Here is a 26189-nt window from a genome sequence, read left to right on the forward strand (position 1 = left end):
GCAGGAGAGGTCGCGGCGTCACCCAATTGCCGGCGGGCCTCTCGCCGAACAGCCATGCTGCCTGTTGTCGTGGACATTTGGCAACGGCCGCTTAGTCGATCACGACTGGCAGCTCCGAACTGGTGTTCCAGTCAGGCCGTCCACGCTGGACCGCTGAAGATCGACTCAGCCGGGTTGTCGGCTATCGGCAGCCCGATTGCTGACCTTGCGCTCGCTGGCCGCCGTCGGCAGAATCGGCCCGTGCGCGGGGCGAACCCGTTGCGGAACCTGGACCACGGCCACCCCTTCCGAGTCTTCGATCATCACCGTCAACGTGGTGAAAGCTCGTGCCACAGAGGAGCATCCGCATGCCGGAAAAGGAACTGACCCTCGTTGACCGGTGCATTCTCGTCACACTTATGATCAAGGCGGCGCCGCTGCCGCAGACCTACTTCACCAATGTCGCCGGGATCGGCCTGAAAGCGGATCATCGGCGTCGACTCCTCGCTCTCGACCTGATCGAGGTCTCCGAGAAGCCGATCACCCTGGCCCTGACCGACAAGGGATGGAGCCGGGCCGCCGAGGAATTGGGAGCCGAGGCACCGAAGGGCGCGGGTACGGCGGGCGGCACGCTCTATGTCGTACTGGACTTCCTGCGGCGGCTGATCGATCACTCGGGTACCCGTGCCGACGATCTGTTCCGCCTGCAGATCAAGGAGGACGACGTCGTCTCGGCCGTGGCCGTGTCACCGACCGGCACCGATCCGGCGAACTCCACGGTCGACGTGGTCTCCCTGATCCGGCAGGCGTACCAGGGACTGGCAGCCCGTCCCGGCGACTACGTCATGCTGGCCGACCTGCGCGCTGCGGTCGCGGATCTGCCCCGTACGGAGGTCGACGCCGCGTTGGTGCAGCTCAACCGGGAGCGCGACGTCCACCTGGTGCCGGAATCCAACCAGAAGGTGCTCCGGCCGGAGGAGCGCGCCGCCGCGGTGAGTATCGGCAACCAGGACAAGCACCTCATCGCCATCTCGTCATGATGGCCGCCGAGCAGCGGCGGGCCCTGGCTGCGCTGAGGTTCAACTGGGCGCCGACACCGGACGACGTCTGGAAGCCGACCCCGTTCCACGTCGAGGGTCTGCACCACGACGTCGTGCAGACGGTGCTGGACAGCTTCGCCGAGGCGGAGCAGAGCCCCGACTCCAGCCCGGTGGGCGTCGCCATCCTCGGTCAGCGTGGCACCGGCAAGACCCACCTGCTCGGTACGGTGCGTCAGGAGGTGCAACAGCGCGGCGGCTTCTTCTTCCTGGTGGAGTTGCTGGAGGCGCGGGCGTTCTGGCACAGCACCGCGATGTCGATGCTGACGGGCTTCGCCAGGGCGATGCCGGACGGGACGACGCAACTGCGGGCGTTCCTGCGCCGGCTGGCGGACCGCGTCGACGCGCCGCGAACGGTCCGCCGGGCGGTCACCGGTGAGACCGAACTCAGCCGATCGGCGCTCGACGCCTTCGTCGACCTGATCCGCAAGACCGACCGCCAGATCGGGACCGAGTGTCAGGACACCGCGCGGGCGTTGGTCCTGTACGCCGCCGAGCAGTCGGCCCCGCAGGACATCGGCTTCGACTTCCTCTGCTCCAGCGACGAGGAGGAACCGGGTCTGCGCGCCGGCTGGGGGCTGCGACGCACGCGGCGAGCGCCTCAGGAGGTGGTCCAGGACACCAGCCGCCTGCTGGCCATGGTCGGCCCCACGGTGATCGCGGTCGACCAGATCGACCTGATGGTCGCGCAGTCGGTGAAGGCGACCAACCACGAGGTGCGAGGCGAGACCGACTGGCAGACCTCGTTGTTGCTGGAACAGGTGGCCAGCGGGCTGATGGCCCTGCGGGAGACCACCCGTCGCTCGTTGTCGGTGGTGTCCTGTCTGCCGCAGACCTGGCAGAACATCAAGGAGCAGGCCACCGACACGGTGCAGGACCGGTTCCGGGAGGCCGCCTGGCTCAAGCACATCCCCTCCGCCGAGGTCGGGCGGGAACTCGTCGAGAAGCGATTCTCGATGTTGTTCGACGGGCTCGGCTTCACCCCGCCGTATCCGTCCTGGCCGGTCCACCCGTCCACCTTCGAGGAGGTGGAGGGCTTCACGCCGCGCGAGTTGCTACGGAGCATCGACGCGCACGTCCGGGCCTGCCTGGCCGCCGGTGAGGTGCGGGAACTCCGGCATCTGCTGCACGCGGCGGCGGACCGACCCGGCGTCCCGAGCGGATCACCGGCGGGTGGTGCGTCGGCGACGGGTCGCGCGGACGAGTTCGGCAAGATCGACCTGAGGTACGCGGAACTCGTCGCCGGGGCCGATCCCGAGCCCGCCGTCCGCCAGAAGTCCGAGGACGCGCGGGTCCCGGAACTCCTCAGGGCCGGGCTGACCGCGTGGATCGCCGAGCAGGGCTCCGCGGTGGAGGCGTTCAGCCTCGACCCGATCCCGGCCGGGGGCAAGCCGGCCCTGCACGCCCGGCTGCGACACAGCCTCGACGAGGAGAGCGAGGACGAGGAGCACTGGTCCTTCCGGGCGATCTGCGCCCCGCACCACATCGCCGCGCTCAACCGGATCCGCAACGCGGTGACCACGGCCGGGCTCACCGAGGGCATCGCCAAGCGTCGGCTCTTCCTGCTGCGGAGCGCGGCGTGGTCGACGGGGGCCCGTACCCGGGAGGTGCTGGAGGCGTTCGAGCGGGCGGGCGGGCGGACGCTCGACTTTCCCGCCGCGGACATCCGCCGCCTGGCCGCCCTGGAGCAGCTCATCCAGACGTACGGCCTGGAGACCCTACGGCCGTGGTTCGCCGACCGCCGACCGGTGGCGGACATCGGTTGCCTGCGAGAGGCACTCGGTGTCCGGCCGGCCGATGCGCCGGTCACCGGTCCGCCCGCCGGTGCCGTTCCTGCCGGCGCCGTGCCCGCCGCTGTCGTGCCCGCCCTCGACGTGGCGCCGGGACCGGCGTCCCGGCCGGAGGCACCGCCGGACCGGGTGGTCGGGCGGGCTCCTGTTCCTGCGTCCCCCACCGGCGCACCGTCGGCGGCGGCGTACGCGGCGGTGCCGCAGACACCTGTCGCCGGTCCACCGCCCGTCGCCGGAGTCGACCCGCACCAGGTGGTTCTCGGTGTCGTGCCCGGTCGGCCGGACCCGGTGCGGATCGGCCTCGAATCGCTGCGCCGGCACACCGTCGTCTTCGCCGGTTCCGGCTCGGGCAAGACCGTGCTGATCCGCCGGCTCGTCGAGGAGTGTGCCCTGCGCGGCGTCTCCGCCATCGTCCTGGACCCGAACAACGACCTGGCCAGACTCGGCGACGCCTGGCCGGCACCGCCGAACGGGTGGGGTCCGGGGGACCCGGACCTGGCTGCGGCGTACCTCTCCGGGACGGACGTGGTGATCTGGACGCCGGGCCGGCAGTCCGGGCGGCCGTTGACGTTCCAACCGTTGCCCAGGTTCGCCGACGTGCTCGACGATCCGGACGGCTTCACGGCCGCGGTGAACGCCGCCGTCGCCACGTTGGCCACGCATGCCCGGGTGGACGGCGGAACGGACAAGGCGCGCCTCGGACGGGCGGTGCTTCGTGAGGCGCTGATCAGTTACGCCCGGACCGGCGCCAACGACCTGCACGAGTTCACCGAGGTGCTCAACGAGCTACCCGACGGGGTCAGCCAACTCGACAGCGCGCCCAAGTTGGCGGCGAGCATGGCGCAGTTGCTCAAGGCGGCGCTGATCAACGACCCCTTGTTCGGTGGGGCCGGAACCCCGGTCGACCCCGGTGAGCTGCTCACGCCTCCGCCGGGTCGACGGGCCCGGATCTCGGTGATCAGCTTCGTCGGGCTTCCCGAGGACCAGCAGCGGCAGAGCTTCGTCAACCAGCTCCAGTTGGCACTCTTCACCTGGATCAAGCGCCATCCGGCCGGTGACCGGCCCCTGGGCGGGCTGCTGGTGATGGACGAGGCGCAGACGTTCGCCCCGTCCGGTGCCGTCACCGCCTGCACCCAGAGCACCCTGGCGTTGACCTCGCAGGCCCGCAAGTACGGCCTGGGCCTGGTCTTCGCCACGCAGTCGCCGAAGGGGCTGCACAACCAGATCCCGGGCAACGCGGCCACCCAACTCTTCGGACTGCTGACCGCTCCGGTCCAGATCGAGGCGGCACGCGAGGTGGCCAGGGCGAAGGGCGCCGACGTGCCGGATGTGGGGAAGATGCGGACGGGGCAGTTCTACGCCGCCGTCGAAGGTGCCCGGTTCGTCAAGATGCAGGGCCCGATGTGCCTGAGCCACCATCCGCCCAGCCCGTTGACGACGGAGGAGGTCGTGCACCGTGCGGCCGTTGCCGACTCCGGCGTCTAGGTCGCCGGGTCGTCACCCCGCTGGTCCGTCAGCGACTCACGGTGCTGCCGGGTAGGGCGAAGGTCCACCCTGCGGTACGCGCCAACGGCACGAAACGGTCGACAGCGTCGACGGTCTGGCTCCGGTCTCCGCCCCCGTCGTGCAGCAGCACCACCGCGCCGGGTGCGGCACCGTCGGTGAGTCGCCGCAGCAGCTCGTCGGTGCCGGGCGGCTCCCAGTCGGTGACGGCGAGCCGCCAGCCCATCGGCCGCATGCCGAGCGCGGCGGCGACGGTGGGCGTCTGGCCCCAGGCGCCGTACGGGGCACGGAAGTAGCCGACGCGGGCGTACGGGACGGCCTGCCGGATCACCGCGTTGGTCTCCAGCAGGTCCGACGCGATGCGACCGGCGGCCCAGTCACTCATGTCGTCGTGCCGCATCCCGTGGTTGCCGAGCACGTGGCCCTCGGCGGTGATCCGGCGGACCACCTCGGGATACCTCACGACCTGGTCGCCCCGGAGGAAGAAGACCGCCCGGACGTCGTGGTGGGCCAGCACGTCGAGCAGGCGTGGGGTGTGCACCGGATGCGGCCCGTCGTCGAAGGTGAGGCAGAGGACCTGCCCGGTGTCGATCACCTCGACCGGTCGAGCCGGTGGGGGCCCGATGCCCGACCGGAACGTGACGGCGGGGTAGGGGGCGTGGCGGGGCTGGGTGGACGGTGGCATCACCGGTGGCCTTCCGACAAGGTGGTGCGGCGAGTAGGTCGCGTGGGGCGCGAACCCGCCCCACCTGGCACGGCGACGATGCTGCGGTGGCGATGCGGTCGTTCCGGGAGCGTCCGGTAACTTGGTCGAAACGTTACGGCCGTCGATGCCGAGGCGTCAATGGTCGATACGTCCGACTCTCGGCATCTTGCCTGTTCAGGGCGCTGGAAAGCGATATCGAGAACTTTCCGGACGCCGCGCAGGTCAGTGGTCGAGGTAGGTGGCGTGGTCGAAGTCCGCGTACCGTCCGTCGCCACCGATGTCCTGCACCCAGAGTCCGAGCAGTGACCCGGTGAAACCCCAGGCGGTGAACTCTCCGTCGACCATCTCGGTGGCGTGCTCGTCGGAGAGGATGGTGGCGTCCAACTCGACCGGCACCTGCTGCCAGCCGGCACCCAGGTCGTACTCGAAGCGCAACACCGGGCCGTCGAAGGTCACCCGCAGGCCGACCTGGCGGGCGCCGCCGGTGTCGACGGTGAGCTGCGGGTACGCGGTACGTCGTCCCCGGTCGCAGCTGAGCACCTCCAGCACCACGCGCCCGTCGTCGGCCCGGGTCAGATAGAGGTGGTGCCAGTTCCGGGTGTTGTAGTACCCGGTCACGCCGGCCAGGTGCCGGTGATCGCGCGGGTCGAACTCGACGACCGTCTCCAGCGAGCAGTGCGACGTGCGGACCCGGCGGGCGACCAGGCTCGGGGTCTGCTTGCCGGTCGGCGACTGTCCACCGTGCACGCGCAGGTACGAGGGGCGCGAGCGCAGGTCGATCCAGTCGTCGTCGGCCGGTCGGCGCAGCGTCGACCAGCACACCGCCAGTTCGGGCGCGTCGAAGTGGTCGACGGCCGGCTCCGGCGGCCACGGCTGTGTCGGCAGGTCCGGGGCGGGGATCTCGTCGGCCGGGATGCCGCCGTCGACGCGGGGCCACCCGCCGGACGGCCAGTCGACCTTCTGCAGCGCGGTCTCCCGCCCCAGCACGCACGCGCCGAGCGGGGTGTACGGGCGGCCGACGAGGTGTGCCATGTACCACTCGCCGTGCGGGGTCTGGACCAGGCTGCCGTGTCCGGCCTTCTGCAACCTGAGGTCGGGGCGGCCGACGGAGGTGAGCATCGGTCCGGCCGGGTCGACCTCGTACGGCCCGAACAGCTCGCGCGAGCGGGCCACCGTGACCTGGTGTTCCCAGCTCGTGCCGCCCTCGGCGGTGACCAGCCAGTACCAGCCGTCACGGCGGTACAGGTGCGGTCCCTCGGTGAGGCCGACCTCGGTGCCGGTGAAGATGATCCGCGGCTCACCGAGCATGCGCCTGCCGACCGGGTCGTACTGCTGGATCTCGATGCCGCCGAAGCGGTCGCGGCCCGGACGCCACTCGGCGCTGAGCGCGAGCACCCAGGTGGTGCCGTCGTCGTCGTGGAAGAGGGCCGCGTCGAAGCCGTGCGAGTGCAGCCGGACCGGCTCCGACCAGGGGCCGGTGATGCTCGGTGCGGTGGTGAGGAAGTTCTGTGCGTCCCAGTAGCCGCCCGCGAAGCTGGCCACGTCGCTGTAGACGAGGTGGAACAACCCGTCGTGATGGGTCAGGTCGGGTGCCCAGATACCGGCGGCGTCGTCGCAGCCGCGCAGGTCGAGCAGGCGGCGGTCGGTGACGATCCCGCCCGTGTCACGCCAGTGCACCAGGTCCGTGGAATGGTGCACGCGCACGCCCGGATACCACTCGAAGGTCGAGGTCGCCAGGTAGTAGTCGTCGTCGACGCGCAGGATCGACGGATCGGGATGGAATCCGGCGAGGATCGGGTTCCGGATCGACCGGGTGGTGGCCACGTCCGCGGTCTCGGCCGACATGCGCTGCTCCTTCAGGCTTCGAACCCGGTGGATTTCCGGAAGTGGGCTGCGGGAACCTCCCAAGATTCGGCTCACCGTAGCGGGTAGTGTCTGCATACGACAGCCCTCTTGACCGCGTACGTCGACGCGTCGTAACGTGCCGGCCATCACGACGAAAATACCGGCAACGGGTTGAAACTTTCGAACTGCCATTCGCGGCCTGTCGCCGATCGCAGTGCCTCTATGCGTACGTCACCGGTTGTCGAAGGGATACAGATGACAGCGCCCGTCTCCCGCAGGTCACTACTCGGCCTGGCCGGTCTCGGCACCAGCGCCTTCCTGCTCGGAGGATGCGGAGGGGACGATTCCGACAGCCCCGGCACCCCGCAGACGGTCAAGTGGTGGCACATCCAGAACACCGAGCCGATGCTGCCGGTCTGGGCCGACCTGGCGCGGGTGTACTCGGGCCGGCACCCGAACGTGACGTTCGAGATCGAGCCGCTGGAGAACGAGGTCTTCAAGACCGAGCTGGCCGAGATCACCAAGAAGGGCACGCCACCGGACCTGTTCCAGTCGTGGGGCGGTGGCCTGTTGCAGCAGCAGGTGGAAGCGGGCCTGGTCAAGGACATCACCGCCGAGGTGGAGCCGTGGATCGGGCAGTTGCTGCCCGCCGCGTTGCAGCCGTACACGATCGACGGACGGATCTACGGCATCCCGTTCGACGTCGGCATGACCGGCTTCTGGTACAACCGGGACCACTTCTCCGACGCCGGCATCACCTCGCCGCCCACCACCTGGGCCGGGCTGCTGGAGGCGGTCGGCAAGCTCAAGGCGCGGGGCATCACCCCCATCGCGCTCGCCGGCAAGGACAAGTGGCCGGGGCACTTCTACTGGGCGTACCTCGCGATGCGCGTCGGTGGCCTGGAGGCCCTGCGCGTCGCGGGTGAGACCGGCAACTTCGACACCCCGGAGTTCGTCGCCGCGGGGGAGCGCCTGAAGGAGCTGGTCGATCTCAAGCCGTTCCAGCGGAACTGGCGCTCCGCGGAGTACGGCACGGCGGACGGGCAGGGCGCGGCGATGGGCAACGGCGAGGCCGCCATGGAGCTGATGGGCCAGTGGGCGCCCTCGATCCAGGCATCGTCGTCGAACAGCAAGCTCGGCATCGGCAACCAGCTCGGCTTCTTCACCTTCCCGACGGTGGAGGGCGGTAAGGGTGCCGCCACCGACGCGTTCGGCGGCGGCAACGGCTTCGCGGTCGGCCGCGACGCTCCGCCCGCGACGGTGGACTTCCTGCGCATGCTGCTGCGGTCGGAGAACCAGCGCCGGGCCGCCGAGACCGGTGCCGTGCTCCCCACCAACCTGGCCGCCGTCGGCCGGATCAAGGACCCGAACAACCAGGTGGTGGCGGCGCACCTGGCGGTCGCGACCGGGTTCCAGCTCTACCTCGACCAGGCGTACCCGCCGGCGGTCGGTCAGCAGGTCAACAACAGCGTCGCCGAGCTGATGATCGGCCGTAAGCGGCCGGATCAGATCCTCAAGGACATCACCGCGGTGGCGAAGAGCCAGCAGTGACGCCTCCGTCGGCGGCGTCCATCGAGCGAGCAGATGGAGGCGCCGCGTGGCTGCCAGTGACAACCGCACAGTGACCATCGCGGCGATCGCCCGTCTGGCCGGCGTGTCGGTGCCGACCGTGTCGCGGGTGATCAACGGGCGTTCGGACGTGGCTCCGCAGACGCGTCAGCGGGTGGAGGAGTTACTCACGCGGCACGGGTACCGGCGGCGTCCGCCGAGTATGCGGGCGAGTTCGGGGTTGGTGGACCTGGTCTTCAACGATCTGGACAGTCCGTGGGCGGTGGAGATCATTCGGGGTGTGGAGGATGTCGCGCACGCCGCCGGGGTGGGCACGGTGGTCTCCGCCATCCACCGCCGTACCTCCTCGGCCAAGCAGTGGCTGGACAACATCCGGACCCGCTCCACCGAGGGGGTCATCTTCGTCACCTCCACCCTGGAGGCGCCGCAGCAGGCCGAGTTGCGGCGACTCAACATCCCGGTGGTGATCGTCGACCCGGCCGGTGTCCCCGCCCAGGACGCGCCGACGATCGGTGCCACGAACTGGGCCGGCAGTCTGCGGGCCACCGAGTACCTGATCGGGCTGGGACACCGCCGGATCGGGTTCGTCGCCGGCCTGCCGCAGTTGATGTGCAGCCGGGCCCGGATGGACGGCTACCGCGCGGCACTGGAGACGGCCGGTATCCCCGTCGACGACCGGTTGATCCAGGTCGGTAACTTCTATCACGAGGCCGGGTTCTCCGGCGGGGTGCGGTTGCTCGGGCTGGCCGATCCACCGACGGCGATCTTCGCGTCCAGCGACCAGATGGCGTTGGGGGTGTACGAGGCGGTCCGGCAGCGGGGTCTGCGGGTGCCGGACGACGTGAGCGTGGTGGGTTTCGACGACCTTCCCGAGGTGCGCTGGTCATCGCCCCCGCTGACGACGGTGCGTCAGCCGTTGGCCGAGATGGGGATGCTGGCGGCGCGTACGGTGCTGCGGTTGGCCAAGGGCGAGAAGGTGGAGAGCCCCCGGATCGAGCTGGCCACCGAATTGGTCGTCCGGGACAGCGCGGCGGCACCGAGGAGCTGACCGCCGACGGCCCGACGGATCTGCCCCACCTCCCGGTATGCGGGTGAAAATTCCGGCACTAGGGTGGGGGTTGTCGGCTGCCTCGCCGGGTGGGTCGCCGTACCGGGTTGGGTGGGTGGAGCTGTGGTTGCCAGAGAGACCCCCAGGGTCACGATTTCGGCGATCGCCGATCTGGCCGGCGTGTCGGTGCCGACCGTGTCGCGGGTGATCAACGGGCGTTCGGACGTGGCTCCGCAGACGCGTCAGCGGGTGGAGGAGTTACTCACGCGGCACGGGTACCGGCGGCGTCCGCCGAGTATGCGGGCGAGTTCGGGGTTGGTGGACCTGGTCTTCAACGATCTGGACAGTCCGTGGGCGGTGGAGATCATTCGGGGTGTGGAGGATGTCGCGCACGCCGCCGGGGTGGGCACCGTGGTCTCCGCCATCCACCGGCAGGCCGCCTCCGCCGAGCAGTGGTTGACCAGCCTGCGCGGGCGGGGCACCGAGGGCGTCATCTTCGTGACCTCGATGGTCGAAGCGCCGATGCGGGCCGAGTTGCGCCGGATGGACGTCCCGGTGGTGATCGTCGACGCCGACGGCCTGCCGCCGCAGGACGCGCCGACGGTCGGCGCCACGAACTGGGCCGGAGGGCTGCGGGCCACCGAGTATCTGATCGGGCTGGGACACCGGCGGATCGGGTTCATCGCCGGGCCGCCGCAGTTGATGTGCAGCCGGGCCCGGATGGACGGCTACCGGGCGGCGCTGGAGGCCGCCGGGTTGGGCTTCGACGACGCGTTGGTCTGCCCGGGCGACTTCTATCACGAGTCCGGTTTCGTGGGCGGCACCCGGCTGCTGGGGTTGGCCGATCCACCGACGGCGATCTTCGCGTCCAGCGACCAGATGGCGTTGGGGGTGTACGAGGCGGTCCGGCAGCGGGGTCTGCGGGTGCCGGACGACGTGAGCGTGGTGGGTTTCGACGACCTTCCCGAGGTGCGCTGGTCATCGCCGCCGATGACGACGGTGCGTCAGCCGTTGGCCGAGATGGGGATGCTGGCGGCGCGTACGGTGCTGCGGTTGGCCAAGGGGGAGAGGGTGGAGAGCCCCCGGATCGAGCTGGCGACCGAGTTGGTGGTCCGGGACAGCGCCGCCGCCCGACCGGCGATCGGTTGATCTACCGATATTTTTCCGGAAGTTGTTGACGGGCGTCTCGGTGGCGACGACGATTTAGCGTGCCAACCTTCGATGAAGGAGCCGGCCAGGGGTGCCCGCCGTGCCCGCGGCACCGCCCTGCCGAAGCCCGTGCCCGGCGCACGCCACTGGCGGACGCCGGGCACGGCACTGTCACGTCGGGCACGGTGCGGTCCGGCTTCTGCCCAGGGCAGATCCGCTGAGGGTGAACGATCTGTCCCACCACGCCCGACACCCGGCAGGGTGGACCACATGAGAATGCTCATGCTGGGCGGCAGCGGGTTCGTGGGCCGGGCGACGGTCGCCGAGGGCGTCCGTCGTGGATGGACGGTGGCCGTGTTCAACCGGGGGCGGCACGGGGCTCCTCCGGCGGGCGTACGGCACCTGACCGGCGACCGCACCACAGCGGACGGGCTGGCCGCGCTGGCCGACGGCGAGTGGGACGTGGTGGTCGACACCTGGGACGGTGCGCCCCGGGACGCCCTCGCCGGCGCACGGATGCTCGCCGGGCGGGTCGGGCACTACGTCTACGTCTCCTCCGGATCGGTCTATGCGCCGCCGGTGCCCGCCGGGGTGACCGAGCACGACGCGGTGGTCGACGCCGACCCGGCCGCCGCCGACGGCGACTACCCGACACTCAAGCGCGGCAGCGAGCGGGCGGTCCAGGAGGTCTTCGGCGACCGGTCGTTGTTGGCCCGGGCTGGGCTGATCCTCGGCCCGGGCGAGGACATCGGTCGGCTGCCGTGGTGGTTGACCCGTGTCGCCCGGGGCGGTGACGTGCTCGCGCCCGGTCCCGCCGACCTGCCGGTGCAGTACGTCGACGTGCGCGACCTGGCCGTCTTCCTGCTCGACGCCGGGGCCGCCCGCCTCGCCGGCCCGGTCAACGTGGTGGACCGTCCCGGGCACACCACCATGGGTGGACTGCTCGCCGCCGCCGTCACGGCGACCGGTGCCGACGCCTCGCTGCGGTGGGTCGCGCCGGAGCGTCTGCGCGACGCGGGCGTGTCCCCGTGGAGCGAGTTGCCGGTGTGGCTGCCGCCCGGCCACGAATACCGGTGGATGCAGCAGATCGACGTCAGGCGGGCGTACGCCGCCGGGTTCACCGGTCGGCCGGTGTCCGACACCGTCACCGACACCTGGGAGTGGTTGCGCCGAGTGGGCGAGGTGCCCGCGCGGGCGGGGCGCCCGGCCCGAGAGCCGGTGGGTCTCGACCCGACCCGGGAGGCCGCCCTGCTCGCCGAGTTCGGCACGGGCGACCCGGCCCGCTGAGTGTCGGCCCGCTGAGCGTCGGCCCGGCACTCCCCGCGACGTCGCCCGGTCCACCCCTCGTCGGCGGTCAACCGAGGTGCACCGGCAGGTCCAGCGTCTCGTCGACCGGGCGGCGTGGGGTGGGCCGGCCGGGCCGACCGAACCCGATCCGCATCACCATCTGCGGGGTGCCGAACCGGCCCAACGACATCCGGAGCTGCTCACGGGCCGAGGGCACCTCGATCGGCTGGGACAGCATCGACACCGACAGCCCGGAGTCGGTGGCGGTGAGCAGGACCCGCTGCAACGCCTGTCCGGCGACGACCTGGTCGACGGCGGTGTTGCCGGCCGAACCGAGCACCGCCACCAGGGGCTCCGGCTCGAAGTCGCGGCCGGGTGCGCGCGGGGCGCCGCCGAAGCCACGTGACGGCAGCAGGTCCTGCGGTTCGGCCTGCGGCCCGCCGGCTAGTGCCGGCACCCCGTCGGGCGCGGGCTCGGCGCGTACCCAGGTGAGGCGTTCGGCCCGGTAGGCGGGATCACGTTCGAGGACGCGGTGCGCGCCACGGGCGATCTCGGCGAAGGCGGTGACCGCGCTCACCCCGATCAGCAGTTCCAGCCAGCAGTGCTCGGCGCGGGCCGCCTCACCGAGGCGCCAGCGGGTGTCGGCGGGCACCGGGTCGGGCCAGAACGGGGCGCGGTTGCTGAGCCGGCGGTGGATCGCCGCGTGCAGGTTCTGCTCGGTCGGGGTCGGTCGGCGCGGCAGGTCCGGCACCAACCGGGCCAGCACGGTCGGTTCCGCCGGGTACGGCCGCAGCCGGACGGTGGCCGGGTTTCCCGCCACCGCCAGCGCCAGACGCAGGTTGAACAGTGCCGCGCCACCGGCGACCCGGGCACCCCAGCCGCTCGGGTCGGTGGCGGGTAGTCCGCGTCGTGGGTCGAGAAGCACCTCGATGCCGCCGTCGCGCAGCCGGAACCGCCAGGGCTGGACGTTGTGCAGGGACGGCGCCCGCACCGCGTCGGCTGCGGCGACCCGAAGCTGCTCGACGGTGTAGCCGGTCTCCATGGTCCTGCCCCCTCACGCTCGCCGGTACCACCCCACGGTGCGCCTCGGCGACCCCCGCCCAGCAGGGCCACACGTCCCGAACCCCCGGGACACCCCGCCCCTCACCCGGGACCGTGCACCGGCGTCGACTCCATCTCCGACCAGGGGACGGTGGCGGGTCGGGACCTTCGGCCCGTGCGTGCGGTGGGGGAGAACGGGTAGAAACGAAGGATGATCCGGGTGTTCCTGCTCGACGACCACGAGGTCGTCCGTCGTGGCCTTGCCGACCTGCTCCAGGCCAGCGGCGACATAGAGGTGGTCGGCGAGTCCGGCTCCGCGCCGGAGGCCGCCCGCCGGATCCCGGCGCTCCGCCCCGACGTGGCGATCCTCGACGCCCGGCTACCCGACGGCAACGGCATCGACGTGTGCCGGGACGTGCGGGCCGTGGACTCCTCGATCAAGGGCCTGATCCTCACCTCGTACGAGGACGACGAGGCGCTGTTCGCGGCGATCATGGCCGGTGCCTCCGGGTACGTGCTCAAGCAGATCCGCGGCACCGACCTGGTCGACGCGGTGCGCCGGGTGGCGGGCGGGCAGTCGCTGCTCGACCCGGCGATCACCACCCGCGTCCTGGACCGCATCCGCAGCGGGGTGGAGCAGCCACGCGAGTTGCAGTCCCTCACCGAGCAGGAACGGCGGATCCTGGAGTACGTCGCCGAGGGCCTGACCAACCGGGAGATCGCCGGCAAGATGTTCCTGGCCGAGAAGACGGTCAAGAACTACGTCTCCAGCGTGCTGGCCAAGCTCGGCCTGGAACGGCGTACCCAGGCCGCCGTGCTCGCCACCCGGCTGCTCGGCAAGTCCCGCTGACCGTACGCCGGTCAGTCCCGCAGCGGGATCGACCAGCGCAGTTCGGTGCCGTGCGGACGGGCCGGGCGTACCTCGAAGGTGCCGTCGTGGCGTTCCGCGCGCTCGCGCAGGTTCACCAGCCCGCCCCGGGCGGCGGCCGGGTCGCATCCCACCCCGTCGTCGGTGACGAGCACGGTCACCCGACCGCCGTCGACCCGTACCGACACCGTCACGGCCGACGCCTCGGCGTGGCGTACCGCGTTGGACAGGGCCTCGCGGAGCACGGCGGTGAGATCGGGGCGGACCGCGTCCGGGACGGCGCTGTCGACCGGGCCGTTCAGCTCCAGCCGGGGACGGAAGCCCAACGACTCGGCCGCCACCTCCACCGCCTCGCGGATCTCGGTGCGCAGCGCCGCGCTCACCGGACTGCGCAGCTCGAAGATGGTGCGGCGGATGTCGGAGATGGTGGCGTCCAGGTCGTCGACCGCCGCGTTGATGCGTTTGGTCAACTCGGGCCGCGTGGCCAGCGGCACCGCACTCTGCAGGTGCAGGCCGGTGGCGAACAACCGCTGGATGACCACGTCGTGCAGGTCACGGGCGATGCGTTCGCGGTCCTCCAGGACCACCAACTGCTCGCGTTCCTCCTGGCCGCGTGCGCGTTCCATGGCCAGCGCGGCCTGCCCGGCGAAGCTGCCGAGCAGCGCCACGTCCTCGTCGGTGGCGCCACCGTGCTCGACCGCGTGCGCGATCACCAGGACACCGTGCAGGGTGTCGGCGGTGGCCAGCGGCGAGATCACCGCCGGCCCGGTGTGCAGCACCGCCGGCCAGGGAGCGGCGTGGGCGAGGTCGTCCACCGAGTCGTGCCGGCCCTCGGCGATCGGCCCGGCGAAACTGGTGTCCGCCGCCGGCAGCACGGTGCCGACCAGCGCGCGGGCCTGGCTGCCGGCACCGTCGACCACCTCGACCGTGAAGTGGTCGGCCTCGTCGTCGTAGAGCAGCACCAGGGCCAGCTCGGCCTCGGCGACCTCGCGGGCCCGTCGCGCCACCAGCGTCAGCGCGTCGGTGCGGCGGACCTCGCCGAGCAGCAGTGAGGTGATCTCGGCGGTGGCGGCGAGCCAGCGTTCCCGCCGGTGCGCCAGCGCGTACAACCGGGCGTTCTCGATCGCCACCCCGGCCGCCGCGGCGAGGGCCACGACGATCTCCTCGTCGTCGTCGGTGAACTGCGCGCCGCCCTGCTTCTCGGCCAGATAGAGGTTGCCGAAGACCTGGTCGCGGATGCGGACCGGCACGCCGAGGAAGGTGTGCATCGGCGGGTGGTGCGGCGGGAACCCGTAGGAGCGCGGATGCTGGGTGATGTCCGGCATCCGCAGCGGCTTCGGATCGTCGATCAGCAGGCCGAGAACGCCCCGGCCGTGCGGCAGATCACCGATGGTGGCGTGCAGCTCGGGGGAGATGCCGTGGGTGATGAAGTCGTGCAGCGTCCGGTCGGTGCCGATCACGCCGAGCGCGCCGTACCGGGCGCCGGCCAGGTCGCAGGCGGACTGCACGATCCGTTGCAGCGTGCTGCGCAGGTCCAGGTCGGTGCCGATGCCGACCACCGCGTCGAGCAGGGCCCGCAGCCGTTCCCGGCTGGTCATCACCTCCCCGACCCGGTCGAGCATCTCCTGGAGCAGCTCGTCCAGGTGGACGCGGGAGAGCGGGCTGAGGCCGAGGGAGGGCGGCTCGTGCCGGGGGTGGGGTTCGCCGACGGTCACCCGGCGATGCTAACCGGCGGGCGGCCGTCGGCTCATCCCGCTGTTCCCTCCACCGCCGAGGTGTCCACCACCTGCGCGCGATCCAGTCGCTGCGTGTGCGGCGGACCCGCGTGCGCCGGGTCCGCGACGCCGAGTCGCAGGACGAGGTACGGGTGGCCGAGCCCGGCCAGCACCCCCCGCAGGACCTGCCGGGTCGCCGGCACCTCGACCACCCCGCTCAGCGGCACCACCGAGACACCCAGCCGGGTGGCGGTCAGCCAGGCGGCGGAGAGCGCCTCACCGGCGCGCAGCCAGTCCACCGGCTCGTCCTCGTCGCCGTAGAGCACCGCGTACGACGCGGCCCGGTCGTGGCCCGGCCCCACCGGCAGCGTCCCCGGGCGTCCGAAGTCCCGGCCCGGCACGGTGGTCTGCGGGGCCTGCTCGGGCAGCACCTCGGAGGTCAACCCGGTCCCGGCGGCCCGGCTGGTCCAGTAGTCCAGTTCCTCGCGCAGCCGGGAGTCGTCGGCCTCGACGGTGGCGGCGCGCGAGGCGGCGGCGGCCAACTCCAGCACCTGGTCGCGATCGAGGATCTCCAACCGGGCGCCCTCCTGGCGGGCGGCCGTGCTGACCGCGTCCAGTCGTTCGTCGCCGACCGGCTCGTCGCTGACCGGTCGACGGTCGGTGTGCCTGACCTGCATGCACTGGACGGTCCGCATGGCGTCCGGGTCGGCCCCGCTGGGCCGCAGGTCGGTCAGCCGGGCGAGCAGCTCCGGCTCGGCCGGGTCGGGCATCCGCCGTACGGTCGCCGTCCACCCCTCGGCGGCCAGCGCCAACCGGGCGTGGTGCAGTGCCGCCCCGCAGCTCAACCGGACCAACTCGCCGTCCGGGTCGGTCGCCGCCAACTGCGGGTCGTGGACCATCCGCAGCTCCAGCGCGTCGGGCAGGACCCGCCAGCGCCACGGCTGCGCGTTGTGCACCGAGGGCGCCCGACCGGCCATCGTGGCGGCCTCCGCGAGCGCGGTGGGCAGCGGGCGATGCGTGGCCGGCGTCTGGTGGCTCATTGTCACGACCTTTCGTCTCTGCTCATCGTGCCGCACCTCGGTGCGGCCGTGGGCCGGGTCTGGCCCATCATGCGACATCCGCCGGGGGGCACGCACGGTCTCAACGTCCCGGCACCGAGGGGTAGTTCGGCCCGGGATCTGGCCGGAGTGCCCGACGGTGGGGCGCGGTGCCTGCGACGATCCGCGCATGGCGGAACCGACGTCGAACGCGCCGGACCACGGTCCCCGCGAGTGCCTGGCGCCGCGCCCCGTGCCGTCGGGTGGACCACGGTGGTGGTGGCTGTGGGCGCCGCTGACCGCACTGACCGCGTTGGTCCTGGCCGGAGCGGCGGCACGACTGGCGGGACGGGTCGGGGTCGCTGACGCGCTGTGGGCGGCGGCCACTCTCGTCGCGTTGCTGCCGGCGGCCGCCTCGATGCTGCGCGAGCTGTGGCGGCGACGTTTCGGCGTGGACGTGATCGCCGTCCTCGCGTTGGCCGGGGCGCTCGTCGTCGGCGAGTACCTGGCCGGTGCGGTGGTCGCGCTGATGTTGGCGACCGGCCGGACGCTGGAGGCGTACGCGCACCGGCGGGCGACCGGTGACCTGCGCTCCCTGCTCGCCCGTGCCCCGCGTACCGCCCGTCGGCGTACCGCCGACGGCGGCGTCGAGGTGGTGCCGGTGGACCGGCTGGCGGCCGGGGACCGGTTGCTGGTCGGCCCCGGTGACGTGGTCGCCGTCGATGGTGTCGTGGAGTCCGCGGCGACCCTCGACGAGTCGGTGGTGACCGGGGAGTCCCGGCTGGTCGAGCGGGCGTCGGGGGAGCGGGTGGCCAGTGGGGTGGTCAACGCCGGGGCGGGCTTCGGACTGCGGGCCACCGAGAGCGCCACCCGCAGCACGTACGCGGGGATCGTCCGGTTGGCCGAGGAGGCGACCGCCCGCAAGGCGCCGACGGTGCGTCTGGCGGACCGCTACGCCGCCGCCTTCGTGCCGTTCACCCTCGTCGTGGCCGGTCTGGGCTGGTTGCTGTCCGGTGAGTTCCTGCGGGCGGTGGCGGTGCTGGTGGTGGCGACCCCGTGCCCGCTGCTGCTGGCCACCCCGATCGCCATCGTCAGCGGGCTGTCCCGGGTCGCCCGGCGGGGGATGCTGGTGCGCGACGGCGGTTCGCTGGAGGTGCTCGGTCGCGCCCGTACCCTGCTGGTCGACAAGACCGGCACGCTCACCCTGGGCCGACCGAGGGTGGCCGACCTGGTGGTGGCCCCCGGCGGCGACGCCGACGAGATGCTGCGATCGGCCGCCTCGGTGGAACAACTCTCCCCGCACGTGTTGGCGGCGGCGCTGGTCCGTGATGCCCGGGGACGCGGGATGCGGCTGGTGGCGCCGACGGAGGTGACCGAGGAGGCGGGCCGGGGAGTGCGCGGGCGGGTGGGTGGACGACGGATCCGCGTCGGTCAGCTCGACGCCGACCCGCCGCCGTGGGCGGTGCCGGTCCGTACCCGCGCCGAACAGGCCGGACACAGCGTGGTCTGGGTGTCCGACGAGACCGGGCCGGTCGGCGCGGTGGTGCTGGAGGATCCGGTACGCCCGGACGCCCGCCAGGTGGTGGACCGGCTGCGGAAGGCCGGGATGACCCGGATCGTGATGGTCACCGGCGACCGCCCGGAGACGGCGCGTCGGGTCGCGCGGGACGTCGGCGTGGACGACGTGCTGGCCCGGTGCACCCCGCCGGAGAAGGCGGCCCGGGTCCGGGCCGAGGCGGGGCGGGCGGTCACCGTGATGGTCGGCGACGGTGTCAACGACGCGCCCGCCCTGGCGGAGGCGCACGTCGGGGTGGCGATGGGCGCCACCGGGGCCACCGCCTCCGCCGACGTCGCCGACGCCGTGCTGAGCGTCGACCGGCTCGACCCGCTCGCCGACGCGGTGGAGGTGGCGCGTCGCGCCCGGCGGATCGCGGTGCAGAGTGCCACGGTGGGGATGGGCCTGGCGGTCGTCGCGATGGGGTTCGCGGCGGCCGGGAAGCTGCCACCGGTGGCCGGTGCGTTCCTCCAGGAGGGCATCGACGTGTTGGTGATCCTCAACGCCCTGCGGGCGCTGGGCGGCGGGCCGCGCCGACCGGCCTGACACCGGTCGGCGCGGATCGCCTCAGCGTTCCCGGACGACCGCCACCGGGCAGTGCGCGTGCTGGATGAGCTGCTGGCTGACCGAGCCGAGCAGCATGCCGCGCAGGCCGCCCCGGCCCCGGGTGCCGACCACCACCAGTTGCGACCGGCGGCTGGACTCGATCAGCAGCCCGGCCGGTGCGGAGGTGCCCGTCTCGACGCTCACCTCGACGTCGGGGAAGGTCTCCCGCCAGCGGCGCACCGCCTCGTCCAGTTCCGCGCGGTCCTCGGCCAGGGCCGCGTCCCGGGCCTGCTCTCCGGTGAGGTTCGCCTGCTCGCCCCTGGGCTGCCAGGAACGCAGCACCCGCAGCGGCACCCTGCGCAGGGCGGCCTCCTCGACGGCGTAGCCGAGGGCCACCAGCGAGGGTTCGGAGCCGTCCACCCCGACGGTGACGTGCCCGGACCGGGCGGCGTCGGCGGTGTCGCGGCGAACCACCACCACCGGGCAGTGCGCGTGCGCGGTGACGCTGACCGCCGTGGATCCGGCGAGCAGGCCGGCGAAGCCGCCGTGTCCCCGGCCGCCCAGCACCACCAGGTCGGCCTCCGCCGAACTCTCCTCCAGCACCAGGGCGGGCGGGCCGTCGCGGACCTCACCGTGCACGGTCAGCTCGGGGTTGGCCGCACCGGCGTCCGCGGCGGCCTTGCCCACCAACTCCTCGACCTGCTGACGGGCCTGCTCGTCGGGCCACATGCCGGGCGTGACTCCGGGACCGACCCAGCCGGCCACGGTGAGCCACTCGAAGACGTACACCAGCCGGACCGGTCGGCCGGACCGGCGGGCCTGGTCCAGCGCCCAGTCCAGGGCCGCGGCCGCGTCCGGCGAGCCGTCGTAGCCCACCACGATCTCCGCGCCGTTCGTACTCCCGGTCATGGTGTCTCCTTCTCAGGGGTTGGTGGGGTCGGTCTCGCGGACCCAGCGCCACTCGGCGACCCGGGGGTCGTCCTCACCGAACCGGCGGGTGTGGTCGCGGGCCGCGTCGCGGGCGTCGGCCATCTCCTGCCGCAGGTACGCCACCCGGTCGCCGAGCCCCGGCACCCGGTCGATCACGTCGATGACGAGGTGGAACCGGTCCAGGTCGTTGAGCATCACCATGTCGAAGGGCGTGGTGGTGGTGCCCTCCTCCTTGTACCCGCGTACGTGCAGGTTGCGGTGGTTGGTGCGGCGGTAGGTGAGCCGGTGGATCAGCCACGGGTAGCCGTGGTAGGCGAAGATGATCGGCTTGTCGCGGGTGAACAGCGTGTCGAACTCGTTGTCCGGCAGGCCGTGCGGGTGCTCGCTCGACGGCTGGAGCCGCATCAGGTCGACCACGTTGATCACCCGGACCTTCAGGTCGGGCAGGTGCCGGCGCAGCAGGTCCGCCGCCGCCAGGGTCTCCAGGGTGGGCACGTCACCGGCGCAGGCGAGGACCACGTCCGGCTCGCTGCCGCCGTCGGTGCCGGCCCAGTCCCAGATGCCCACCCCGCGCCGGCAGTGCTGCACGGCCTCGTCCATGGTCAGCCAGTTCGGCGCGGGCTGCTTGCCGGCCACCACCACGTTGACGTAGTGCCGGCTGCGCAGGCAGTGGTCCATGGTGGAGAGCAGGGTGTTCGCGTCCGGCGGCAGGTACACCCGGACGACCTCGGCCTTCTTGTTCATCACGTGGTCGATGAAGCCCGGGTCCTGGTGCGAGAAGCCGTTGTGGTCCTGCCGCCAGACGTGGCTGGAGAGCAGATAGTTCAGCGATGCCACCGGCATCCGCCAGGGGATGTCCCGGGTCACCTTGAGCCACTTCGCGTGCTGGTTCACCATCGAGTCGACGATGTGGATGAACGCCTCGTAGCTGGTGAAGACGCCGTGCCGCCCGGTCAGCAGATAGCCCTCCAGCCAGCCCTGGCACAGATGCTCGGAGAGCACCTCCATCACCCGGCCGTCGGGGGAGAGGTGGTCGTCGCCGGGGACCGTGGCGCCCATCCAGGCCCGGTCGGTGACCTCGAAGGCCGCCTGGAGCCGGTTGGAGGCCACCTCGTCCGGCCCGAACAGCCGGAAGGTCTGCGGGTTCGCGGCGATCACGTCCCGGATCCACCGGCCCAGTACGCCGGTGGCGCCGGTGGCCGTCGCACCGGGACGTGGCACGTCCACCGCGTAGTCGCGGAAGTCCGGCAGGACCAGGTCACGCAGCACCGACCCGCCGTTGGCGACCGGGTTGGCGCTCATCCGCCGATCCCCGGTGGGCGGCTGGGCGGTCAGCTCCGGGACCGGGGCGCCGGTGGCGTCGAACAGCTCCTCCGGGCGGTAGCTGCGCAGCCAGCGCTCCAACTCGGCCAGGTGCTCCGGGTTGCTGCGGACGTTCGACAGGGGCACCTGGTGGGCGTGGTACGTGCCCTCGACCTGCTTGCCGTCGACCTCGCGCGGACCGGTCCAGCCCTTCGGCGTACGCAGCACGATCATCGGCCAGCGCGGACGCTCGGTGGTGGCTCCGGACCGGGCCCGACGCTGGATCTCGGCGATCTCGTCCAGCGCCCGGTCCAGAGTGGCGGCGAGTGCCTCGTGCACGGCGGCGGGTTCGTCACCGGCCACCACGTACGGCTGGTAGCCGAAGCCGCGCATCATGGCGAGCAGGTCGGACTCGGGGATCCGGTCCAGCACCGTCGGGTTGGCGATCTTGTAGCCGTTGAGGTGCAGGACGGGCAGCACCGCACCGTCCCGGGCGGGGTTGAGGAACACGGTCGACAGCCAGCTCCCGGCCAACGGGCCGGTCTCCGCCTCGCCGTCCCCGATGACACAGGCCACCAGCAGGTCGGGGTTGTCGAACGCGGCACCGTAGGCGTGGCTGAGCGCGTACCCCAGCTCGCCGCCCTCGTGGATCGAGCCCGGCACCTCCGCCGCCACATGGCTGGGGATGCCGCCGGGGAAGGAGAACTGGCGGAACAGCCGGGCCATGCCGGCCTCGTCGCGGCCGACGCCCGGGTACCGCTCGCTCCAGGTGCCCTCCAGCCAGGTGTTCGCGACGATCGCCGGACCGCCGTGACCGGGGCCGGTGACGAAGAGGGCCGACAGGTCCCGGTCGACGATCACCCGGTTCAGGTGGGCGTAGATCAGGTTCAGGCCGGGCGAGGTGCCCCAGTGCCCCAACAGCCGGGGCTTGACGTGCTCCGCCGTCAGCGGTTCGCGGAGCAGGGGATTGTCGAGCAGGTAGATCTGCCCGACGCTGAGATAGTTCGCGGCCCGCCAGTAGGCGTCGAGGCGGCGCAGTTCCTCGTCGGTCAGGGTGCTCGGGATGTCCACGGCCGTGTCCATACTGCTTGAGCCTCTCGCGGGTCGGTGGATTCTGCATCCGCAGCGCGGGTTTCCTGCCTCCAGCTTTCCGGGATCGGCGGGCGTGGATCAGGGCCGTTGGTCCCGCCCGGTCGGGTGTCCTGGCCCGTCGTCGGCGGGCGGCCCGGAGACGCCCCGGACCACCAGCACCGGGGCCGGGGCGTGGTAGAGCAGCGACTGGCTGACCGCGCCGAGCATGCCGCGCCACGGTTCGTCACCGCGCGCGGCGACCACCACCAACTGCGCGGCGCGCGACTGTTCGACCAGGACGTCACCCGGTTCGCCCCGGACGACCCGGCACTCCACCATGACGCCGCGCTGCCCGGCACCGTGTCGGGCCACGAGCGCGGCGAGCCGGTCGGCGGCCGCACCCACCGCCGCGTCGGACTCGACCACCCAGACCACCAGCAGGTGCGAACGGTGCCGGCTGGCGCAGGCGTACGCCCAGGCCAGGGCGATCTCGGCGGACGCCGAGCCGTCCACACCGACCAGGACCGGCCCGGTCGGCGGGGGTTCCTGGCGGGCGACCAGCACCGGGCAGTCGGCGCGGGCGGCCACCTGGACGGCGGGACTGTCGGCCGGGATGCAGCGGTCGCAGTGGGCCATGCCGCCGTCCCCGACGGCCACCAGGAACGCCGTCTCGGACTTGCGGACCAGCGTCGCCACCGCCGAACCCTCGATGATCTCGGCGGTGACCGGCACGTCCGGCTCGCTCTGGTTGGCCGCCACGGTGGCCTCGGCGAGTAGTTCCTCGGCGTGCGAGCGGGACGCGGTGACCGCGGGCGCCTCCATCGCGGCCCAGTTGAACGCGTGCATCAGGTGCAGCCCACGGCCGTGGGCGGCGGCCACCCGCGCGGCGGTACGGGCCACCGGCAGCGCGCCGTCCGGACCGACGCCGACCAGCACCGGCGTCGTCCCGCTGCCTAGGGCCATCCGCCATCACCCCCGCAGCTGCGTTCGGCCTGCTGTTGAGGCTAGTCGCGCCGGTGCGGCCCCGGGGCGTGATCGCCCGACGGCCGCCCTGCTCAGGACGCCGATCCCACCCGGAGCACGACCGCGCTGGCGGGTGGCGCGGACCGACGCCGAGTGTCAACCGGGATTGACAGGCTCGGGCCTGTCAATGTAAGTTGACGCCATGAGTCAGGCGACGGAACTCGCGGCCGCAGCGGGCAGCACCGACCCCAGGGTCGGGCTACGCGCGGTCCGCGCCCTGCGCCGGCTGCTCGAACGGCTTGAGGTGGTCCAGGTCGACAACGCCCGCCGACAGGGCTGGTCCTGGCAGGAGATCGCCGACGCGCTCGAGGTCAGCCGGCAGGCGGTCCACAAGAAGCACGCCGGGCGACCGGCGGTCGGATCCTCCCGGGAGGCATGATGTTCGAACGGTTCACCGACCGCGCCCGCACCGTGGTGCGGCACGCACGCGACGAGGCGCGGGCCGAGGGGCGAGGACCCGTCGGCACCGAGCACCTGCTGCTCGGCATCCTCGCCGACGGCGACGCGCTGGCCGTCCGGGTGCTCCGCGACGTCGGGGTCACCGGTGACGACCTGCGGGAGCGGGTACGCCGCCACACCGTCCGGGGCGACGACGGGCTCGCCGAGGCCGACGCCGCCGCGCTGCGGGAGATCGGCATCGACCTGGCCGCGATCGTGGCCCGGATCGAGGAGTCCTTCGGCCCGGACGCGTTGCGTGAGGCCGTGCCGGCACCGCGTCGCCGCTGGGGTCGGCTCCGGCGGCACCCGGGCGGGCCGTTCTCCGCCCGCGCCAGGAAGGTGCTGGAGCTCTCCCTGCGCGAGGCGATGCGGCTGCGGCACCGGCACATCGGCACCGAGCACCTCCTGCTGGGGCTGCTCCGCGAGGGCAACGGGCTGGCCGCGCTGGTGCTCACCGAGGCCGGGGTGGACCTGGCCGACGTACGCCGCCGGGTGGAGACCGCGCTGCGGGCCGCCGCCTGAGCCGCCACGCCACGGGTCGGCGTCACACCTGTCGGGTGGGTGAACCTGGTCACCCGGCGTCGGGTCGCCGAACCGCCTACCGTGCCGCACACTGACGCCGTGGAAGCTGGACGAGACGGACAGGCCCTGCGCAGTGCGGTCGTGGTCAACCCGGTCAAGGTGGAGGATCTCGACACGTTCCGCCGCACGGTCGTCGACGCGCTCGCCGCCGCCGGCTGGCCCGAGCCGCTGTGGCTGGAGACCACCGTCGACGACCCCGGGCGCGGCCAGACCGAGCAGGCCCTGGCCGAGGGCGTCGGCGTGGTCTTCGCCTGCGGCGGCGACGGCACCGTGATGGCCTGCGTCAGCGCGCTGGTCGGCACCGAGGTGGCCCTCGCCGTCCTTCCCCAGGGCACCGGGAACCTGCTCGCCGCCAACCTGGGACTCTCCACCGACCTGGCCGCCGGGATCGAGGTGGCCGTCGAGCGTGGACGGCGTCTGCTCGACGTCGGCGAGGTCGACGGGCAGCACTTCGCGGTGATGGCCGGCATGGGCTTCGACGCCCAGATGCTCGCCGCCACCAACGAGACGACGAAACGGCGGATCGGCTGGCCGGCGTACGTCGTGGGCGCCGCCCGGCACCTGCGCGACCGCCCGATGCGGGTGTCGATCTCGCTGGACGACCAGCCGCCGCTGCGCCGCCGCGCCCGCTCGGTGCTGGTCGCCAACGTCGGTCGGCTCCAGGGCGGCGTACGCCTGCTCACCGAGGCCGAACCCGACGACGGCTACCTCGACGTCGCCGTGCTCACCCCGCACCGGTTGCGACACTGGATCAGGCTCGGCTGGGCGGTGGTGCGCCGCCGCGACCGGGTGCCCCGGATGGAGGTCTTCCGGGCCCGCCGGGTGACGATCACCAGCAACCGCCCCCAGCCGCGCGAACTGGACGGCGACCTGATCGAGCCCGGCCACGAGCTGAGCGTGCAGATCCGTCGACGGGCCCTGTGGCTGTGCGTACCGCAGCCGGAGAGCACACCCGACCTGGCCGAGGACGCGTCCGGCGCCGCCGAGCGGGGTGAGCGGCTCATCGAGGAGGGCCGGGGTGAGTAGCACCAAGATGGTGCCGGAGACCCGGCTGATGGCCGACGAGCAGCTCTGCGCCGACCACGCCTGGCAGACGCTGCGCCGCGAGGGCGGCTGGCACCTGCTGCACGACGCCTTCGTCCGGTTCCGCTACGGCGACGGGTTCAGCCACGCCCGCGCCTTCGCCTTCCAGCTCTGCCTGGCCGTGGTGCCGTTCCTGATCGCGCTGACCGGGCTCATCTCGGAGCTGGGGGCGGCCGAGGGCGGCGAGGTGGTGGCCGACACCGTCCTCGCGCTCACCCCCGGCGCCAGCGAGGCGGTCGTCGCCGATCTGCTCGGCGAGGGCGCGGGCGGCGAACGCGTCGAGGACATCGGCGAGGTGGCGCTGGCCCTCGGCCTCGGCACCGGGCTGGTCGCGCTGACCAGCACGATGGCGCAGATCGAGCGGGGCGCCAACCGGATCTACGGCGTCGAGCGAGACCGCCCCGCCCTGCGGAAGTACCTGCGCGCCGCGGTGCTCGCCGTCGTCGCCGGCATACCGGCGCTGACCGGGTTCCTCATCCTCGTCGGCGGCGGCCCGATGGGCGACTCGGTGGAGCGCCGCTACGCCTGGGGCGAGTGGGCCGCCATCCTCTGGGACGTGGTGCGCTGGCCGCTCAGCCTCGGGCTGACCGTGCTGGCCGTCGCGGTGCTGTTCCGGTACGCCCCACGTCGCCGTCAACCCGGCCTGTCCTGGCTGCTCTTCGGCGCCGGCATCGCCACCGCGCTCTGGTGGCTGGCCAGCCTGCTGCTCGCCGGCTACGTGCGGTTCAGTGAGGACTTCGGCCAGACGTACGGCGCGCTGACCGGCATGATGGCGTTGTTGCTCTGGGCCAACCTCACCGGCATGGCGCTCTTCGGCGGGCTGGCCTTCGCCGCCCAACTGGAGGCGGTCCGCATCGGTGTGTCCGAGCCCGCCAAGCCGGACCTGTGGAAGCCGAACGCCCCACGTGCGGGTCTGCACGACACCGGCGAGATGACCGCGCTCTAGACGCCCGCCGTCCGGGCCGGAACGTCCTTCTCCACCCGGGCGGGTGTACGCACCCATCGACGCGGGTACAGCGCCACGC

At 72.5% G+C, this 26189-nt stretch carries 20 protein-coding genes; 12 read left to right on the forward strand and 8 right to left on the reverse strand.

Annotated elements, in window-relative coordinates; genetic code table 11:
* The first annotated feature begins 398 nt into the window (after positions 1 to 398).
* On the forward strand, positions 399 to 1019 hold the full coding sequence (locus ACFYTT_RS13740) for a hypothetical protein (RefSeq protein ID WP_387259245.1): 621 nt from the start codon (positions 399 to 401) through the stop codon (positions 1017 to 1019).
* On the forward strand, positions 1016 to 4351 hold the full coding sequence (locus tag ACFYTT_RS13745) for a helicase HerA domain-containing protein (RefSeq protein ID WP_387259248.1): 3336 nt from the start codon (positions 1016 to 1018) through the stop codon (positions 4349 to 4351). The genes ACFYTT_RS13740 and ACFYTT_RS13745 overlap by 4 nt, the downstream gene beginning before the upstream one ends.
* Before the next feature lie 28 nt (positions 4352 to 4379).
* On the opposite strand, the gene ACFYTT_RS13750 is transcribed toward ACFYTT_RS13745, so the two are convergent.
* Together ACFYTT_RS13750 and ACFYTT_RS13755 are read right to left on the reverse strand one after the other, a co-directional pair.
* Entirely contained in the window at positions 4380 to 5054 is a 675-nt protein-coding gene (locus ACFYTT_RS13750; protein WP_176093131.1) for a polysaccharide deacetylase family protein, read from the reverse strand.
* Between the two features lie 243 nt (positions 5055 to 5297).
* Complete coding sequence (locus ACFYTT_RS13755; RefSeq protein WP_387259250.1) at positions 5298 to 6920, reverse strand: glycoside hydrolase family 43 protein; 1623 nt, start codon at positions 6918 to 6920, stop codon at positions 5298 to 5300.
* Positions 6921 to 7175: 255 nt separating this feature from the next.
* Here ACFYTT_RS13755 and ACFYTT_RS13760 point away from each other — a divergent pair, with 255 nt between their 5' ends.
* The 4 genes from ACFYTT_RS13760 to ACFYTT_RS13775 all read left to right on the forward strand — a co-directional run bounded on the left by ACFYTT_RS13760 (position 7176) and on the right by ACFYTT_RS13775 (position 11973).
* On the forward strand, positions 7176 to 8471 hold the full coding sequence (locus ACFYTT_RS13760; protein WP_387259252.1) for an extracellular solute-binding protein: 1296 nt from the start codon (positions 7176 to 7178) through the stop codon (positions 8469 to 8471).
* A gap of 46 nt (positions 8472 to 8517) precedes the next feature.
* Positions 8518 to 9537 (forward strand): LacI family DNA-binding transcriptional regulator, encoded by a 1020-nt coding sequence (locus ACFYTT_RS13765; protein ID WP_131051334.1) that lies wholly within the window; start codon positions 8518 to 8520, stop codon positions 9535 to 9537.
* Positions 9538 to 9660: 123 nt separating this feature from the next.
* The gene (locus ACFYTT_RS13770; protein WP_387259256.1) at positions 9661 to 10686 is read left to right on the forward strand and encodes a LacI family DNA-binding transcriptional regulator; all 1026 of its coding nucleotides are present in this window, start codon (positions 9661 to 9663) and stop codon (positions 10684 to 10686) included.
* Between the two features lie 270 nt (positions 10687 to 10956).
* Positions 10957 to 11973 (forward strand): NAD-dependent epimerase/dehydratase family protein, encoded by a 1017-nt coding sequence (locus ACFYTT_RS13775; protein ID WP_387259258.1) that lies wholly within the window; start codon positions 10957 to 10959, stop codon positions 11971 to 11973.
* Positions 11974 to 12040: 67 nt separating this feature from the next.
* On the opposite strand, the gene ACFYTT_RS13780 is transcribed toward ACFYTT_RS13775, so the two are convergent.
* On the reverse strand, positions 12041 to 13015 hold the full coding sequence (locus ACFYTT_RS13780) for an Acg family FMN-binding oxidoreductase (protein WP_387259261.1): 975 nt from the start codon (positions 13013 to 13015) through the stop codon (positions 12041 to 12043).
* Between the two features lie 210 nt (positions 13016 to 13225).
* Here ACFYTT_RS13780 and ACFYTT_RS13785 point away from each other — a divergent pair, with 210 nt between their 5' ends.
* Positions 13226 to 13864: a response regulator transcription factor gene (locus ACFYTT_RS13785; protein WP_131051330.1), complete on the forward strand. Its 639-nt coding sequence runs from the start codon at positions 13226 to 13228 to the stop codon at positions 13862 to 13864.
* A gap of 11 nt (positions 13865 to 13875) precedes the next feature.
* Here ACFYTT_RS13785 and ACFYTT_RS13790 read toward each other — a convergent pair whose 3' ends face one another.
* Both ACFYTT_RS13790 and ACFYTT_RS13795 read right to left on the reverse strand, forming a co-directional pair.
* On the reverse strand, positions 13876 to 15504 hold the full coding sequence (locus ACFYTT_RS13790) for a GAF domain-containing sensor histidine kinase (protein WP_236145563.1): 1629 nt from the start codon (positions 15502 to 15504) through the stop codon (positions 13876 to 13878).
* Positions 15505 to 15629: 125 nt separating this feature from the next.
* Positions 15630 to 16637 carry an Acg family FMN-binding oxidoreductase gene (locus tag ACFYTT_RS13795; RefSeq protein ID WP_387259265.1) on the reverse strand — a complete coding sequence of 336 codons (1008 nt, stop codon included), beginning with the start codon at positions 16635 to 16637 and terminating at the stop codon, positions 15630 to 15632.
* A 187-nt stretch (positions 16638 to 16824) separates the two neighbouring features.
* Between ACFYTT_RS13795 and ACFYTT_RS13800 the strand changes: the two genes are divergently transcribed.
* Entirely contained in the window at positions 16825 to 18735 is a 1911-nt protein-coding gene (locus ACFYTT_RS13800; protein ID WP_387259268.1) for a heavy metal translocating P-type ATPase, read from the forward strand.
* Positions 18736 to 18756: 21 nt separating this feature from the next.
* On the opposite strand, the gene ACFYTT_RS13805 is transcribed toward ACFYTT_RS13800, so the two are convergent.
* From ACFYTT_RS13805 to ACFYTT_RS13815, 3 genes are all read right to left on the reverse strand, one after another.
* Entirely contained in the window at positions 18757 to 19644 is an 888-nt protein-coding gene (locus ACFYTT_RS13805) for a universal stress protein (protein ID WP_387259270.1), read from the reverse strand.
* Between the two features lie 12 nt (positions 19645 to 19656).
* Positions 19657 to 22050: a phosphoketolase gene (locus tag ACFYTT_RS13810; RefSeq protein ID WP_176093140.1), complete on the reverse strand. Its 2394-nt coding sequence runs from the start codon at positions 22048 to 22050 to the stop codon at positions 19657 to 19659.
* A gap of 87 nt (positions 22051 to 22137) precedes the next feature.
* Positions 22138 to 23001 carry a universal stress protein gene (locus tag ACFYTT_RS13815; protein ID WP_387259273.1) on the reverse strand — a complete coding sequence of 288 codons (864 nt, stop codon included), beginning with the start codon at positions 22999 to 23001 and terminating at the stop codon, positions 22138 to 22140.
* Between the two features lie 202 nt (positions 23002 to 23203).
* Between ACFYTT_RS13815 and ACFYTT_RS13820 the strand changes: the two genes are divergently transcribed.
* From ACFYTT_RS13820 to ACFYTT_RS13835, 4 genes are all read left to right on the forward strand, one after another.
* A complete protein-coding gene (locus tag ACFYTT_RS13820; RefSeq protein WP_357212447.1) occupies positions 23204 to 23440 on the forward strand; it encodes an HTH domain-containing protein in 237 nt (78 codons plus the stop codon).
* Positions 23437 to 24021, forward strand: a complete 585-nt coding sequence (locus ACFYTT_RS13825; RefSeq protein WP_254876759.1) for a Clp protease N-terminal domain-containing protein — start codon at positions 23437 to 23439, stop codon at positions 24019 to 24021. Before ACFYTT_RS13820 ends, ACFYTT_RS13825 begins: the two co-directional genes overlap by 4 nt.
* A 99-nt stretch (positions 24022 to 24120) precedes the next feature.
* Entirely contained in the window at positions 24121 to 25107 is a 987-nt protein-coding gene (locus ACFYTT_RS13830) for a diacylglycerol/lipid kinase family protein (protein ID WP_387259277.1), read from the forward strand.
* Positions 25100 to 26110 (forward strand): YihY/virulence factor BrkB family protein, encoded by a 1011-nt coding sequence (locus ACFYTT_RS13835; RefSeq protein ID WP_387259280.1) that lies wholly within the window; start codon positions 25100 to 25102, stop codon positions 26108 to 26110. Before ACFYTT_RS13830 ends, ACFYTT_RS13835 begins: the two co-directional genes overlap by 8 nt.
* The last annotated feature ends 79 nt before the right edge of the window (positions 26111 to 26189 follow it).

The organism is Micromonospora sp. NPDC003816, from assembly GCF_042874705.1.
Classification (GTDB): Bacteria; Actinomycetota; Actinomycetes; order Mycobacteriales; family Micromonosporaceae; genus Micromonospora.

Excerpts from the sequence above, each read along its gene's own strand:
- ACFYTT_RS13740 (WP_387259245.1), top strand. The coding sequence starts at position 399 with ATGATCAAGGCGGCGCCGCTGCCGCAGACCTACTTCACCAATGTCGCC.
- ACFYTT_RS13745 (WP_387259248.1), top strand. The coding sequence starts at position 1,016 with ATGATGGCCGCCGAGCAGCGGCGGGCCCTGGCTGCGCTGAGGTTCAAC.
- ACFYTT_RS13750 (WP_176093131.1), bottom strand. The coding sequence starts at position 5,054 with ATGCCACCGTCCACCCAGCCCCGCCACGCCCCCTACCCCGCCGTCACG.
- ACFYTT_RS13755 (WP_387259250.1), bottom strand. The coding sequence starts at position 6,920 with ATGTCGGCCGAGACCGCGGACGTGGCCACCACCCGGTCGATCCGGAAC.
- ACFYTT_RS13760 (WP_387259252.1), top strand. The coding sequence starts at position 7,176 with ATGACAGCGCCCGTCTCCCGCAGGTCACTACTCGGCCTGGCCGGTCTC.
- ACFYTT_RS13775 (WP_387259258.1), top strand. The coding sequence starts at position 10,957 with ATGAGAATGCTCATGCTGGGCGGCAGCGGGTTCGTGGGCCGGGCGACG.
- ACFYTT_RS13780 (WP_387259261.1), bottom strand. The coding sequence starts at position 13,015 with ATGGAGACCGGCTACACCGTCGAGCAGCTTCGGGTCGCCGCAGCCGAC.
- ACFYTT_RS13785 (WP_131051330.1), top strand. The coding sequence starts at position 13,226 with ATGATCCGGGTGTTCCTGCTCGACGACCACGAGGTCGTCCGTCGTGGC.
- ACFYTT_RS13790 (WP_236145563.1), bottom strand. The coding sequence starts at position 15,504 with ATGCTCGACCGGGTCGGGGAGGTGATGACCAGCCGGGAACGGCTGCGG.
- ACFYTT_RS13795 (WP_387259265.1), bottom strand. The coding sequence starts at position 16,637 with ATGAGCCACCAGACGCCGGCCACGCATCGCCCGCTGCCCACCGCGCTC.
- ACFYTT_RS13800 (WP_387259268.1), top strand. The coding sequence starts at position 16,825 with ATGGCGGAACCGACGTCGAACGCGCCGGACCACGGTCCCCGCGAGTGC.
- ACFYTT_RS13805 (WP_387259270.1), bottom strand. The coding sequence starts at position 19,644 with ATGACCGGGAGTACGAACGGCGCGGAGATCGTGGTGGGCTACGACGGC.
- ACFYTT_RS13810 (WP_176093140.1), bottom strand. The coding sequence starts at position 22,050 with ATGGACACGGCCGTGGACATCCCGAGCACCCTGACCGACGAGGAACTG.
- ACFYTT_RS13815 (WP_387259273.1), bottom strand. The coding sequence starts at position 23,001 with ATGGCCCTAGGCAGCGGGACGACGCCGGTGCTGGTCGGCGTCGGTCCG.
- ACFYTT_RS13820 (WP_357212447.1), top strand. The coding sequence starts at position 23,204 with ATGAGTCAGGCGACGGAACTCGCGGCCGCAGCGGGCAGCACCGACCCC.
- ACFYTT_RS13825 (WP_254876759.1), top strand. The coding sequence starts at position 23,437 with ATGATGTTCGAACGGTTCACCGACCGCGCCCGCACCGTGGTGCGGCAC.